Raw genomic sequence first — 14584 nt, 5'->3', positions numbered from 1 at the left:
ATAAAATTCATAATAACCCCGGCGCCCCCGGTCGTCCGGAAGTTCAAACGTTGTAATAGCCCACAAACCGGTTAATTGCCACGCAGTTATTGTATTCCCGGCAACTGATCCTTACTTTTAACGAAGGGCCGCGTTATGAAAACAGAAAGCCGCTAGTATTCCACATTAAATATTTTCTCAGATATGACAGGCAAACGCTTTAGCAGTTCACTCATTTTATTGGTTCTCTTTTGTTTCTCCGTTTACGGCATGGCTTGCCGCACTGCCGCCGGCGCGGGCAGCAGCGAAGTGAACTGGAAAAAGACCCGGGTGCTGGTGTATACCAAAAACGGGAAAGGGTATGTACACGACAATATTCCCAGTGCGGTGGCGGCTTTTCAGAAAATGGGCGCGGATCACGGATTCGCCGTGGACGTGTCTGACAACCCGTCCGTATTCACCGACGCCAACCTTGGCCGGTACGACGCGCTCGTGTTCACCAGCACCAACAACGATGTGTTCGACACCGATGCGCAGAAAGTGGCGTTCATGCGGTATATCCAGTCTGGCGGCGGTTTTATGGGCGTGCATTCCGCCATCGGTACCGAAAGGAAATGGGACTGGTTCAAAAAAATGATCGGCGGCACCTTCGCCTGGCATGCCAAGTACCAGAAGTTCCGCCTCCAGGTGATAGACCCCAAACACCCGTCTATGGCTAATGTGCCAAATGTTTGGGAGCGTGAGGACGAATGTTATTTCTCCAAAGAAATGTATCCCGGCATCAAAACGCTCATCGCGCATGATGTGGCGAGCCTTAAAATCGTGAACGACACGGTGCTTACCAAAAACCAGGGCTCTTTCGGCAATAATTATCCCGCGGTATGGTACCAGCAATTCGATGGCGGCAATATCTGGTTCACTTCCCTCGGCCACAACAAACTCGATTACGCGGAACCGGTTTTTGTGAACCACCTGTACGAAGGTCTCCGCTGGGTGGTAAGCCAGAGCGGCCACCGCGATCTTTCCAAAGCCTATGCTACCAGCCCGGCCACACCGGTGCGGTATCAATAAATACAAACGCAAACCATGAAATACAACCGCTACATCCTGGGTGCGGGCATGCTGATGGCAGCCTGCAACAACCCGGCACCGAAAGACGAACAACAGGAAATGGTACATCTGATCACACTTGCGCCCGGCCACTTTCATGCCGCGCTGGTACAGAAAAGCACGACGCCCGGCATAGACAGCGTGGTAAACGTGTATGCGCCCGAAGGGCCCGAGCTGGATGCGCACATGGCCCTTATCGACCAGTATAATTCGCGGCCCGATAATCCGACGCACTGGAAAGAAGAAGTGTACAAAGGCGCGGACTTCCTTGAAAAAATGACCGCCGGCAAAAAAGGCAGCGTAGTGGTGATCGCAGGCAACAACCACGATAAAACCAAATATATCGGCACCGCGGTACAGGCCGGCATGAACGTGCTTGCAGACAAACCGATGGCCATCACCACCGAAGATTTCGAATCGCTGAAAACCTCTTTCAGCGCGGCCGCAGAGAAAAAAGTGCTGCTGTACGACATCATGACCGAACGCTCGGAGATCACGAATATCCTGCAGAAGGAACTGATCCATCAACCTTCCGTATTCGGCGAATTAAAAGAAGGCACGGTGGATAAACCGACCATCGAGATCGAAAGCATCCATCATTTTTATAAAATGGTTTCCGGCAAACCGCTCCGCCGCCCGGCCTGGTTCTTCGACCCTTCTCAGCAGGGCGACGCCAATGTGGACGTAAACACGCACCTGGTAGACCTCGCGCAGTGGATGCTTTTCGACACCACGGCGCTCAATTACGAATCGGACATCAAACTGACCAAAGCTGAAAAATGGAGAACGCCGCTCACCCTCGCCCAATTCAGCACCATCACGGGCGCGGCCGCTTTCCCCGACTTTATGAAACCCTTCGTGAAAAAAGATACCATCGTGGAAGTGGCGGCTAACGGCACTTTGCATTACGCGGTAAAAGGAATTAACGTACGTGCGTCTGCGTTATGGAACTTCGAAGCGCCCCAGGGCGGCGGCGATTCGCATTATGCCATCGCGCGCGGCACCAAGGCCAACATCGTGATCCGCCAGGGCAAAGACGAAAACTGGAAGCCGGAGATCTACGTGGAGCCCGTAACCGCCGACGCCGGTTTCGAGCAGGCCCTGCAGGCCGCCATCCAGCAGCTGGGCGGGAAATACCCCGGCATCACCCTGGAAAAACAGGACAAACGCTGGAAGATACAAATACCCGAAAATCTGAAAACAGGCCATGAAGCTCACTTTGCGGAAGTGCTGCAACGTTACATGCAGTTCCTGAAAGCAGGTAAAGTGCCCGATTGGGAAGTGTCTAACATGATCGCAAAATATTACGTTACGACTGCCGGCCAGGCCATGGCAAAAGAAAAATAGTGAACATGAACGAGTTTAATCTGTCAGGCAAGCTGGTACTGGTCACGGGCGGCGGCTCGGGCCTGGGCCTTTCCATGGCCTGCACCTTCATCCGCTACGGCGCAAAGGTGATCATCTCCGGCCGCCGCGAGAACGTGCTGCGCGAAGCCGTGGAAAAACTGGGTCCCCAGGCTTCCTTTATCACCGCCGACCTTTCCGAACTGGCAAACATCCCCGCGCTGGTAAACCGCATCGAACAGGAATACGGCCCGCTGGACGTGCTGGTGAACAATGCCGGCATCCATCTCAAAAAAGACGCGCTGGACGTTTCAGACGCCGAGTTCGAAAACGTGGTGCGCACCAATCAATCCGCCGTATTCGCCCTTTCCCGCGAAGTAGCCCGTAAAATGATCCCGCGCAAAAAAGGAAGTATCGTAATGGTGAGCTCGATGGCGAGCCGCTACGGCATCCCGAAAGTGATCGCTTACACCGCTGCCAAATCGGCCATCGAAGGCATGACGCGGGCGCTGGCGGTGGAATGGTCGCCTGCCGGCGTGCGCATCAACTGCATCGCGCCGGGATTTATCGAAACGGAAATGTCTGCAAAGGCATTGAACAACGATCCCGAACGTAAAAACAAAGTGCTGGGCAGAACGCCCATGCAGAAACTCGGAAAGCCCGAAGATGTAGGTCTGGCTGCCGTTTTCCTCGCCTCAGACGCGGCCGGTTTTATCACCGGCGCCAGCCTGGCGGTAGACGGCGGAAATTCCATCGGTTTTTAAAATTCTAAATCCATATTCCACATGCATTCCAAGAAAACTGGCCAGGAATCGTCCCGCAGGAAATTCCTGAAAAATTCCATCAAAGGCGCTGTAGGCACGCTGGCGCTTACCAACCTGCCTACCATTGTGCCCGCTCACGTAGTGAAAGGCCCCATGGCGCCCAGCAACCGCATCAACATCGGCGCCATCGGCAACGGCCGCATTTCCCGCGAACACGACATGCCCGGCGTTTGGAAACACGACCAGGCCAGGATAATTGCGGTTTGCGACCTGGATAAAAACCGCGTGGAATCCGCGCGGAAACTGGTGAACGATTATTACACCAAAAAAACCGGGCAATCTTCCAACGCCGTTACCACGTACGAAAATTACGAGGACCTGCTGGCTAACAAAGACATCGATGCGGTGATCATCAGCACGCCGGACCACTGGCACGTAATGCCGGCCGTTGCGGCCGTACGCGCGGGGAAAGACGTGTACATGCAAAAACCCGCGTCGCTCACCATCGCCGAAGGCCGCTTTTTAAGCAACGAAGTGCATAAATCCGGCCGCATCCTGCAGATCGGCAGTCAGCAACGCTCCCAGCCGCAATTCAAAAGGGCCTGCGAGCTTGTGCGCAACGGGCGCATCGGCAAACTGCACACCATTTACGTGGGCCTGCCCGTAGACGATCCTACTCAAAGCACCGTGGAGCACGAGATGCCCGTGCCGGCTTCGCTCAATTATGAAAAATGGCTCGGCGAAACGCCCGTGGTGCCCTACACGCTCAAACGCGTACACCCGCTAAACGATTTCACCCGGCCGGGCTGGCTCCGCTGCGAGCAGTTCGGCGCAGGCATGATCACCGGCTGGGGCGCGCACCATTTCGATATCGTGAACTGGGGCATGGGCACCGAATACACGGGCCCGATCGAGATCACCGCGGAAGCGGAATTTCCCAAGCCGGGAAATCTCTGGGACGTGCACGGGCCCTTCAAAGCCGAGAATATTTATGCCAATGGCGTGAAAGTTCTGGCCAGCAACAGCTATCCTAACGGCGTGAAGTTCGTCGGCTCCGACGGCTGGATCTTCGTGTCCCGCGGCAACTATTCCGCTACGGCCAACGATCCCGGGCAGGCTGCGAAAAACAGCAAAGCCCTCGACGCGAGCGATCCGAAAATATTAACCTCCGTGATCGGGGAAAACGAAATAAAACTGGTTGACAGTAAAGATCATCATGGAAACTGGCTCGAATCTATCGTGAGCCGCGTTCCGCCCATCGCGCCGATAGAGGTGGGGCACCGCGCCTGTACTGTGTGCCTGCTGAACCACGCCGGCATGAAGCTGAAACGCAAACTTTACTGGGACCCGGTGCTGGAACGTTTCAAAAATGACGATGAAGCAAATCTTTTGTTAAGCAGGCCACAACGCTGGCCCTACATCCTTGCTTAACGCTGGCGGAAGGAACCAGGGCGTATCTATCCAGGTACGCCCTTTTTCATTCCGGAACGTACCTGATCCGGATCTCGTTATTTCTTTTCATATCGGTGTTCAGCCCGAAGCTTTTTGTTTGCCCGCCGTAACGGATGCGCAGCTCCGCCGTATTGGGCGGGATGCTGCCGAGATTGTCCGCGGTGAAAAGCAGCACATTTTCTCCCCGCCGCAACTCCACCGGCACTTGCGCTAATTTCTTCCTCACCGGGAATCCGGATTGAACAATGTGACCGTTGAGGCGGAGGGTCACACTATCGCCATCTTCCACCTGCCCATCCCAAAGTTCCAGCACTAGGTTTTTATCCTTCACTTCAAATGAGCCGAGCGGTTCGGTTTTGCGGCTTCCGGTAGAAGTATCTTTTTTGCCGGGCTCGTATAACACCTGCGCTACCATGAACGTCGCAAAGGCATTGGCCCGGTAAGTGAAGTCCAACGCGTATTCCTGCTGGCTGATGCCCATGTACAGCCGGCCGGTGTTAGGCGGAAGGCGGCCGTAGTTGTCCGCGAAAAACGCGAGGATGTTCATCCCGCTGTCCAGCCGGATATTTTGACGGCGGTTGTCTTCATTCACTTCCGCTTTGTCCAGCAAAGGTTTTCCGTTGTGCACAAGGGTCACCGTGTCCTTGTCCAGCGTTTCCTCGTCGTTCACCTGTACGATCATCGAAGGATCGTGCGTAACGATGCGGTCGTAAATGCCGTAAAAAAGATCCCTGTTTTCCGGGTGGAGAATTTCCTGCGTGGCACTGTCTTTCCAGGGCGCGGCGGAGGTTTTGCGGAATGAAATGGAATCCCGGTAAAGAAGATCGCGCAGCGTTACTTTGGTATTGACATAAATCTCGTCATCGTCGTACAAACCTTTCATCCAGATGCCGAAATTGTCTATCCACATTCTTTTCAGCTCCAGGTTTTTCCCCTCCAGGTCCAGCGTGCCGTTCAGGTACATCAGCCAAATACCAAGCCTGAAGGGCGTTTCGCTGATCGGCACTTTATTCCTGCCGATGCCCAATTGCCGGTCGTTCTTTTTTACCAGCAGCACTTTGTACGAAGCGGAGAAATTCCCGAATTTGATATTCAGCTTCGCGGGAAACAAAACCTGGTCCGCCGGCTCGCCGATCTCCAGCTCCATAATGGTTGCCGGGATATGCGGCCAGGGTTTGCGGCTCATTTTCCAGGTGCCGGTGAAGGGGTTTTGCTGGGCAGATGCGGTGAAAAACATTCCCGTCAGCCAGCTGCAAACAATTATCAGTTTCCGCATACACTAAAATAAATATAATTTCGAAGGGTATGACAACGGCGGACATTCTCCGGCTGCGGCTGGAACAACAATTTATTACCAAACCCTTTACCGGAAAGGCTCCTGAGCTGATCTGGCACCTCTGCGCCATTCAGGCGCAGGATTACGCGGCGGCCAAATGGGCCATCGGCCTGCGCATGCCCGGTTTTACAGATGAAATGGCGGACGCGGCGTTTACCAACAAATCGCTGGTAAGGGCTTACAGCATCCGCGGCACCATACACGTTATGCATCCCGAAGACGCGCGGTGGCTGATCTCGTTTGCCCGTAACCGTTATATTATCACCAGCGCCAGTCTTCACCGCAAGCTGGAGCTGGATGAAAAAACATTTTCCAAAAGCAATTCCATTATCCGCAAGGGGCTCGCGGACGGGCAAGAGCTTACGCGGGACGAGCTGAAATCCTTGCTGGAAAAGAAAAAGATCGATTGCGAATCGCAGCGGCTCAATCATATGCTGTATCGCGCCGGCATGGACGAAGTGTTATGTTTCGGCAAACGGCGCGGTAAAGAATTTACATACGCCCTGCTGGACGATTACGTGCCGGCCGGAAAATCCGTGCCGGTGAAAGACGCCCTGTACCAGCTTGCGCTGCGGTTCGTTACCGGCCATGGCCCGGCCACCGCGCAAGACCTTTCCTGGTGGACGGGTTACCCCATCACCGCATGCAAAACCGCTTTCCTTTCCCTCAAAGGCGAGCTGCAAAACGAGACTATCGACAAACAGGAATACTGGATGCTTCCCGGCGCGCAAACCGGCAAACCCGCCACAGGCCTAAAATTGCTCTCCGGCTTCGACGAATATTACATGGGTTTTAAAGACAAAAGCCTGCTGCTGGACAAAACATTTTCCAAATCCATGTCCCCGCCAAACGGGTTATTGCCTTACATCATTTTGCTGAACGGAAAAATTGCGGGCACCTGGCGGCGGAATATCAAAAAGAATTGCGTCGGCATGGAATACCAGCCGTTCAAACCGCTTACCGCGGCGCAGCAAAAATCGTTGAAGGACGCCGAAAAAAAATTTTGCAAATTCCTCGGCCTTCCGCCGGAACAGGCCGGTTAAGCTCCTGGAAATTCCCACAGTCCCCGGAGGCGCTCGTGCAGACGGTCCGCTTTCCTGAAACTCTCATACAACGAAACCTGTTGCTGGTGCTGAATTTGCCGTATCCTGCGTACGGCCTTGCGCATCTGGCACATGCGTATCCTGAAGTTGCGGTTAACAGCCAGTCTTGTGTTTTTCATAGTTCCCGAATATAACCATTTGATGGGGAATTATTTATTTTTGGAAGATGACCTCTTCCACGATCCCTAAAAACGCAAGCACTGCCTGGCGGATCAAAGCCATTTTCACCGGTTCCATCGGCAACCTGGTGGAATGGTACGACTGGTATGCTTATTCAGCATTCGCATTGTATTTCGCGCCGGTATTTTTCCCGAAAGGAAATCCCACCGCGCAGCTCCTGAACACCGCGGCAATTTTCGCCGTCGGTTTTTTGATGCGGCCCATCGGCGGCTGGCTGTTCGGCAGCATTGCGGACAAACGCGGGCGCAGGAATGCGATGACGCTTTCCGTGCTGTTCATGTCTTTCGGATCTTTTATGATCGCCTGCACGCCGTCCTACGAAAATATCGGTATAGCCGCGCCGGTATTACTTTTGCTGGCAAGATTGCTGCAGGGGCTGAGCGTGGGAGGGGAGTACGGCACTTCCGCCACCTATCTCAGCGAAGTGGCGGATTCAAACAGGCGCGGGTTCTTTTCCAGTTTTCAATATGTAACGCTCATCGGCGGGCAACTGCTGGCGCTTGGTATCCAGCTGCTTTTACAAAAAGTTTTTCTCGATAAAGAACAGCTGGCCGGATGGGGCTGGCGCATTCCTTTCGTGATCGGCGCGGTGCTGGCCCTGGTGGCTTTGTACCTCCGGCGAAACATGCACGAATCCGTGAACGTGGAAATCAAAAAGAAAGACCGCGGCTCCGTAACGGTGCTTTTCAGAAAACATCCAAAAGCCGTGCTGACCGTGATGGGCCTCACTTTGGGAGGAACGCTCGCTTTTTATACTTACACCATTTATATGCAAAAGTTCCTGGTGAACACGGTGAACCTTTCCAAGGAACAATCCACCATGATCGTTTTCTGGCTGATGCTGATATACGCGCTGATGCAGCCGCTGTTCGGCATGTTGTCTGACAGGATTGGCCGGAAACCTTTGCTGATGGGCTTCGGCATACTCGGCACCATTTTCACCGTGCCCATTCTTTCGGCGATCAGCCGAACCACTTCGCCGTGGATGGCGTTTTTCCTGATACTTGCCGCGCTCGTGATCGTGAGCGGTTATACCTCGATCAATGCGGTGGTGAAAGCGGAATTATTTCCTTCGGAAGTAAGGGCGTTGGGCGTTGGTTTTCCGTATGCTTTAACGGTGGCCCTTTTCGGGGGAACCGCGGAATACGTCGCGCTGTGGTTCAAGGATGCGGGGCATGAGCCCTGGTTTTACTGGTACGTGGCATTTTGCATTTTTATTTCGCTGATCGTATACACCACTTCCAAAGACAGCCGGAAGGATTCGTATATGGACAAAGAGCAATTATAAATACTTTTCGCATGAAACCCTTTGCCGGCATGCCTTACGGCTATCCTCCCTTTTTCTGTTACCCGCTTACGGAACTGTGCATGTACGTGCTGTTCCTGATGTGTATCTATCATGCCTGGAAAAAAGGCCCCGGTCACCTGGCTTACCTGTTGGGCGGGCTCGGCTTCGGTTTGCTGCTCGAATACGTGAATGTGCGGGCCAGCGCGGGTTATGTGTACGGGAAATTCTGGGTGATGTTCGGCGCCGAGCCGAAAGACATACCGCTTTGCATCGGTATGGGCTGGGGCGTGATCATGTACACGGCAAGACTGGTGACGGACGCGCTGAACATGCCGGTATGGGCCGCCGCCGCGGTAGACACGTTGCTGGCCATCAACATCGATCTCAGTATGGACGTGGTGGCTTACCGGCTGCACATGTGGCATTGGGACTGGGAAAACCGCAGCGGAGTCGAATTTTCGCTCACCGGGCAATGGTTCGGCATTCCGTACGGAAATTTTTACGGTTGGCTGCTGGTCGTTTTTTATTACTCCGTTTTTGCTCGGTTGCTGGAAAAGGTAAAATGGGCAGGCAGCAAAGCCTGGCGTATCGCCACGCCGCTGCTGTCTATCCTGATCTCGCAGATCGCGTTGTATATTTCCCTTTTCCCGCTCAGCGACTGGCTGCGCACATTTGGCGTAACCAGCGCGCACAGGCTGGTAGCGCTTTTCGTGATCTTCATTTTTCTGGCCGTGATCGGTATCACCAAAAAAGGAACGGTGACCCGTACACGCTTACCGCTGGTAACCTGGCTCGTGCCGGGATGGTTCCACGTGTATTTCTTTTGCTGGTTTTTCGCAGCGGGTTTTTACCTGGAAAACGGCTGGATGACTTTCTGGTGCGCTTTGAATTTTATCGTGGGTATTATTCTTCACTGGTTTATTTACCGTTCGCTGCACCAACGGGAATTGCGGGCAGTGTAAAGTGTTGCGGGCGGTAGCCGATTTTATGTATTTTTGCCGGGTATGTATCTCACCATCAAGGCGCTCCATATCATTTTTATCGTCACCTGGTTTGCCGGGCTGTTTTACATCGTGCGTTTGTTCGTGTATTACACGGAGGCGGAAACGATGGAAGAGCCGCGCCGGCAGATCCTGCAGGAACAATACCGCGTCATGATGAAACGGCTCTGGTTCGGCATTACATGGCCTTCCGCCATACTCACGCTCATTTTCGGGCCGTGGATGCTGATCTTGCTGGGAAACGTTCCCCTCTGGCTGTGGATAAAACTGGGATTCGTGTTTGGCCTGTATGCGTATTTCTTTTTCCTGAACGGCATTTACAAAGACCTCATGAAAGGGATCGTGAAACATACTTCCACGCAGCTGCGCGTTTGGAATGAAGTAGCCACCATTTTTCTCGTGGCGATCGTTTTCCTGGTAGTGCTGAAAAGTTTTCTGAGCATGATCTGGGCGCTGGTTGGCCTGGTGATATTCGTGATCGTGCTGATGCTCTCGATAAAGATCTACAAGAACATCCGCGAGAAAAAATCTTCCTAATCTTTTTTCTTTCCCAGTATAGCCTGCACCGTTATCCCGGCGGAGTACACTCTCACTTTGCCCTGGCCCACGCCGCCCACGGGTATTTTTACATATGGCTGCAAGCCCCAGCTGAGGCGGCTCCGCGTTTGTTTTTCCCAGGTCACGCCGAGGTTGATGACTGAAAAATAATGCTGGTTCTGGTTGTTATACTCGCGGGTATATTTTACGTCGTTGGGATAATAGTATTCATATCTTTCCTTAAGCATAAAGTACGACGATGCGCCCGCCATTGCACTCCAGCTGCTGGTTTTGCCCTGCGCGAACGTATAGTTTACACTCAGCGGGATGTCTATCACATCGCAATCCGCATCGATGGCATAAAACGTTGCCGGGTAGCTGGTGGAATATTCGGAAGGCGTGGCACCATATAATTTTTTGGCGTATCCCACGCCGCTGCTGAGATACCAGCGGTTATTCACATGATACCGTACGATCAGTCCGCCGGTGACGCCGATGGGCACGCCTTTAAAAGAGCGGGTGGCGTTGAAGTCCGGCCCGAGGAAAAGCCCGCCGTCGAAACCGCGTTTTTGTTTTTTCGCGGGGCGTTTTTCTTTTTGGTCCTCTTTGTTTTCGGTTGAATCTGATGTTTTTTGCGCAGGGTTATCCACATTCGCGGGAGTAGTTGGAATGACCGCGGGCAGCGGGTTTGCTATGACCGGGTTATGCACATTTGCCGGTGTAGCGGCGGGCGGCGGCGTATTTCCTGTTTCGGAGGAAGAAGAAGTCGACTGGTTATGCAGATTTCCAGGCGTTCCGGTATTTCCCGGAACGGATGAAGACGGGTTTTGCGGGTTATTCACATTCGCCGGAGTAGTAGTGCCTTGCGTTTGTGCATTTCCGCCGTTGGATGAGGTTTGAAAATTCGTGGCGTCGGCCGGTGTATTCTTTGAAAACTCGTTCCTGGTTATGGTATGATTCTTTCCGGCCGGGTTATTCATAGCAGGTGTGCCGGCGAACCACCACCAGCCGCCCAGGCCCAAGATCAGCAGCAAACCTCCGGCCCACCACCAGAAGAACGGCCGGCGGCGGTCTGCATCGTCCAGCTTCTTTTTCATCTGGTCCCAGGCGGAGGGATCAAATGAAGGTTCAGCTTCCTGCAGCTTTTTACGGATAATATTTTCAAACTGTTCGCTCATTTTTTCATGGTTGCACCGAACGTGCCGGTGCCAGGTATTTTAAGGGATGATAATTCTTCGATCTTTTCCTTCAGTATCTTTTTTGCTTTAAACAAATTCGATTTGGAAGTGCCTTCGGAAATGCCGAGCATGTCCGCGATTTCCTGGTGCTGAAAACCTTCCATCACATATAAATTGAAAACTGTCTTATAAGCCGGGGGGAGATTCTGAACAAGAAGCAGAATTTCATCGTAGGATAATTTGTCTAAAGCTTTATCGTCGGAAACGCCCAGATCATAGGCCTGGGAGATATCTTCCGCAAAAGCTATTTTTTTCCGGCTCCGCAGGTGATCGATCGCGGTGTTTGCCATGATCTTGCTAAGCCAGCTTTTAAACGGTCGGGATGTATCGTAAGAGTTGATGTGTTGAAATACTTTCAAGAACCCGTCATTTAAAATTTCAATCGCCTCATTCTTGTTATTCGCGTAACGCAAACAGATAGCCATGGCATATCCGAAGAACTGCCGGTAAAGTGCTTCCTGGCTGCTCCGGTTCCACGACCTGCAGCCCGCTATGATGTCAGATATGTCCTGCACTGTTTTTGGTTACTACCTGTTCTTTTTTGATTCAATCAACCAGGCACAAAATTTTTTATCCAGGTACCGCTCTGTTTTTTTTGTTGTTTTACAGTTTACGGGTCTTTTACTTTCTCGGTTGCCTGGCGACGGAAAAAATTTCTGTCAAGGTAAAAATAACAGCCGTTTTGGGAGCAAAAATCACTGATTCAAATTTAAGGGGATTTTTAAGCCTTTTAACAGATTTTCCCTTTTTTTGATAGCCTTGCCCCATACAGGTCGAGATCATCAAAATTTAGGCGTGTTTTTATTTTATTGAAAATCAATTAATTATGATTTTCCAGGAAATTTTGCAAAAAAGAAGAGCATCGCGTGGATGCTCTTTCGAAAAATTGAATGTTGAAAATTATCGTCCCATGTAAACCATCAGGATTTGCACATCGCTCGGATTTACGCCGCTGATCCTGCTGGCCTGTCCCAAAGTTCTTGGTTTGATGCGCGTAAATTTTTGCCGCGCTTCGTTGGATAAAGAAAACAGTTTCGAATAATCGAAAGTATCGGGAATGATCAGGTCTTCGAGCTGACTCATTTTTTGCACCAGCTCATTTTCCTTTTCGATATACACATCGTATTTCACCTGGATCTCTACCTGTTCCAATACTTCGCGGCTGAAACCTTCCAGCGCTTTGGCGATCTTGGGCAGGTTGTTTTTCATGGACATAATATCCAGTCCGGGGCGAAGCAATATTTGGTGCGCGCGTTGTTTTTGGGTGAGGGGAGCGGAATTATTTTCCTGCAGCCAGGTGTTGGTTTCTTCCGGTTCCAGCGGCAATTCTTTCAGGATGTTTTTTACTTTTTCCACACCGGCTAATTTCTGCCGGGTTTTTTCCATTCTTTCTTCCGTAGCCAGTCCCAGTTTATAACTTCTTTCGGTGAGGCGGAGATCTGCATTATCCTGGCGAAGCAATGTTCTGAACTCCGCGCGGGAGGTAAACATGCGATACGGTTCGTCTGTGCCTTTGTTGATAAGGTCGTCTATCAGCACCCCGATATATGCTTCGCTGCGTTTCAATACCAGCGGTTCCTGCTCCTTTACTTTGAGATGTGCGTTGATGCCGGCCATCAATCCCTGGCAGGCGGCTTCTTCATAACCGGTAGTGCCATTGATCTGACCTGCGAAAAACAGGTTGCTGACCTGTTTTGTTTCGAGGGAAAACTGCAGCTGGGTAGGCGGAAAATAATCATATTCGATGGCGTAACCGGGACGGAACATTCTCACGTTCTCGAAACCGGGTACAAGTTTCAGCGCTTTCAACTGCACGTCTTCGGGGAGGGAAGTGGAAAATCCGTTCACATAGATCTCCACGGTGTTAAAACCTTCGGGCTCTACGAACAATTGATGGCGTTCGCGTTCCGCAAAACGGTTGATCTTGTCTTCGATGCTGGGGCAATAACGCGGTCCGATTCCCTGGATGCGACCCTGGAACATGGGGGAACGGTCGAAACCGGTGCGGAGAATTTCATGTACCTGTTCGGAAGTGTAAGTGATCCAGCAGCTGCGTTGTTGTTCAGGACGGATCTTTTCTACATCCATGTAAGAGAACCCTACAATATCGTCGTCTCCTTTTTGTTCCTCCATTTTGGAATAATCGAGGGAGCGGCCGTCGATACGGGGAGGTGTTCCGGTTTTGAGGCGGTCGCTTTCAAAACCGAGGGAAACGAGTTGTTCGGTGATTCCGGTGGCTGCTTTTTCAGCTACACGACCGCCGCCGAATTGTTTATCGCCGATGTGGATGACGCCGTTGAGGAAAGTTCCGTTGGTAAGCACAACCGCTTTGGCGGAAATCTCATGGCCGAGACCGGTGATCACGCCCTGGCAGGTACCGTTTTTTATGATAAGACCCTTTACCATATCCTGGTAAAAGTCTACGTTTTGCGTGTTTTCGAGGGCTTCTCTCCATTTGGCGGCAAAGAGCATGCGGTCGTTTTGGGTCCTGGGGCTCCACATCGCTGGACCTTTGCTCCGGTTTAGCATGCGGAACTGGATCATCGACTGGTCTGTAACGATGCCGGAGTAACCGCCAAGCGCATCAATTTCACGAACGATCTGGCCTTTTGCGATACCGCCCATAGCGGGGTTACAGCTCATTTGCGCGATGGTTTGCATATTCATGGTAACCAACAGCACTTTTGACCCCATATTGGCGGCAGCGGCTGCTGCTTCACAGCCGGCATGACCGGCGCCCACAACAATAACATCGTAAGAAGGGAACATACTTTGATTTTGAGAGTTGCAAAGTTAAGGCAAAAGATTGATGGGAGGGTAAGTAGCCGTAAAAAGATGAAACCCTACGGCGGCAATTACGGCGATCGATGCGGCGTTTAGCCCGTCGAGGAATGCCCGGGGGATGATAATTTTCCTTGCAGAAGCCAATAAATGATAGAGAAACAAGGAGAAAAAGAAGGAGGGAAGGAAAAATACCGGCAGTGGACCAGTCCACCGGACCACCCGTTTACCAGGAAACCGGCAAAAGTGGCGCTGGAAAGTCTCAAGCGTTGCAATCAATCCGGCGGCCAGGATGAGTAATGTTTCAAAACTACCTCGTTTTCGTTGGTAGCAATCATTCCCAAATCCGACAATCGCCGTCTCTTTCCTTTATTTTCCAATGCTGTAAAAGCTCCAAACCATAAAATAATGTTCCACGTGGAACATCCACATGATTTTCGGGGAAACAAAAAGGATGTTCCACGTGGAACA

14 protein-coding genes are annotated in these 14584 nt (G+C 51.9%); 9 read left to right on the top strand and 5 right to left on the bottom strand.

What is annotated here, in order from left to right; genetic code table 11:
• Positions 1–249: 249 nt before the first annotated feature.
• From J7I43_RS11670 to J7I43_RS11655, 4 genes are read left to right on the top strand one after another with little or no spacing between them, the layout of a single operon-like run.
• Positions 250–1050: a ThuA domain-containing protein gene (locus J7I43_RS11670; protein ID WP_209145853.1), complete on the top strand. Its 801-nt coding sequence runs from the start codon at positions 250–252 to the stop codon at positions 1048–1050.
• A gap of 15 nt (positions 1051–1065) precedes the next feature.
• The gene (locus J7I43_RS11665; protein ID WP_209145852.1) at positions 1066–2436 is read left to right on the top strand and encodes a putative oxidoreductase C-terminal domain-containing protein; all 1371 of its coding nucleotides are present in this window, start codon (positions 1066–1068) and stop codon (positions 2434–2436) included.
• 5 nt (positions 2437–2441) lie between these two features.
• On the top strand, positions 2442–3197 hold the full coding sequence (locus J7I43_RS11660) for an SDR family NAD(P)-dependent oxidoreductase (protein ID WP_209145851.1): 756 nt from the start codon (positions 2442–2444) through the stop codon (positions 3195–3197).
• 21 nt (positions 3198–3218) lie between these two features.
• Entirely contained in the window at positions 3219–4628 is a 1410-nt protein-coding gene (locus tag J7I43_RS11655) for a Gfo/Idh/MocA family protein (RefSeq protein WP_209145850.1), read from the top strand.
• 46 nt (positions 4629–4674) lie between these two features.
• Here the strand turns inward: J7I43_RS11655 and J7I43_RS11650 are convergent, their stop codons facing one another.
• On the bottom strand, positions 4675–5925 hold the full coding sequence (locus tag J7I43_RS11650) for a hypothetical protein (RefSeq protein WP_209145849.1): 1251 nt from the start codon (positions 5923–5925) through the stop codon (positions 4675–4677).
• A 29-nt stretch (positions 5926–5954) separates the two neighbouring features.
• Here J7I43_RS11650 and J7I43_RS11645 point away from each other — a divergent pair, with 29 nt between their 5' ends.
• A complete protein-coding gene (locus tag J7I43_RS11645) occupies positions 5955–7028 on the top strand; it encodes a winged helix DNA-binding domain-containing protein (RefSeq protein ID WP_209145848.1) in 1074 nt (357 codons plus the stop codon).
• Here J7I43_RS11645 and J7I43_RS11640 read toward each other — a convergent pair.
• A complete protein-coding gene (locus J7I43_RS11640) occupies positions 7025–7207 on the bottom strand; it encodes a hypothetical protein (RefSeq protein WP_209145847.1) in 183 nt (60 codons plus the stop codon). The two genes, J7I43_RS11645 and J7I43_RS11640, sit on opposite strands and share 4 nt — an antisense overlap.
• Positions 7208–7254: 47 nt before the next feature.
• On the opposite strand from J7I43_RS11640, the gene J7I43_RS11635 reads away from it, so the two are divergent.
• From J7I43_RS11635 to J7I43_RS11625, 3 genes are read left to right on the top strand one after another with little or no spacing between them, the layout of a single operon-like run.
• A complete protein-coding gene (locus J7I43_RS11635) occupies positions 7255–8556 on the top strand; it encodes an MFS transporter (RefSeq protein ID WP_209145846.1) in 1302 nt (433 codons plus the stop codon).
• An 11-nt stretch (positions 8557–8567) separates the two neighbouring features.
• Positions 8568–9518, top strand: coding sequence for a carotenoid biosynthesis protein (locus tag J7I43_RS11630; RefSeq protein WP_209145845.1), 951 nt, complete (start codon positions 8568–8570; stop codon positions 9516–9518).
• 42 nt (positions 9519–9560) lie between these two features.
• Positions 9561–10094 carry a CopD family protein gene (locus tag J7I43_RS11625; protein ID WP_209145844.1) on the top strand — a complete coding sequence of 178 codons (534 nt, stop codon included), beginning with the start codon at positions 9561–9563 and terminating at the stop codon, positions 10092–10094.
• Here J7I43_RS11625 and J7I43_RS11620 read toward each other — a convergent pair.
• From J7I43_RS11620 to mnmG, 3 genes are all read right to left on the bottom strand, one after another.
• Positions 10091–11272, bottom strand: a complete 1182-nt coding sequence (locus J7I43_RS11620; protein WP_209145843.1) for an outer membrane beta-barrel protein — start codon at positions 11270–11272, stop codon at positions 10091–10093. The genes J7I43_RS11625 and J7I43_RS11620 overlap by 4 nt on opposite strands.
• Complete coding sequence (locus tag J7I43_RS11615; RefSeq protein ID WP_209145842.1) at positions 11269–11847, bottom strand: RNA polymerase sigma factor; 579 nt, start codon at positions 11845–11847, stop codon at positions 11269–11271. The genes J7I43_RS11620 and J7I43_RS11615 overlap by 4 nt, the downstream gene beginning before the upstream one ends.
• 385 nt (positions 11848–12232) lie before the next feature.
• Positions 12233–14101, bottom strand: coding sequence for a tRNA uridine-5-carboxymethylaminomethyl(34) synthesis enzyme MnmG (gene mnmG / locus J7I43_RS11610; protein WP_209145841.1), 1869 nt, complete (start codon positions 14099–14101; stop codon positions 12233–12235).
• Positions 14102–14263: 162 nt separating this feature from the next.
• Between mnmG and J7I43_RS11605 the strand changes: the two genes are divergently transcribed.
• The gene (locus J7I43_RS11605; protein WP_209145840.1) at positions 14264–14413 is read left to right on the top strand and encodes a hypothetical protein; all 150 of its coding nucleotides are present in this window, start codon (positions 14264–14266) and stop codon (positions 14411–14413) included.
• Positions 14414–14584: the final 171 nt, after the last annotated feature.

This window comes from Chitinophaga chungangae (assembly GCF_017742215.1).
Taxonomy (GTDB): Bacteria; Bacteroidota; Bacteroidia; order Chitinophagales; family Chitinophagaceae; genus Chitinophaga; species Chitinophaga chungangae.
The sequence above is the reverse complement of the archived record's forward strand: the minus strand, read 5'-3'. Positions and strand labels throughout refer to the sequence as shown.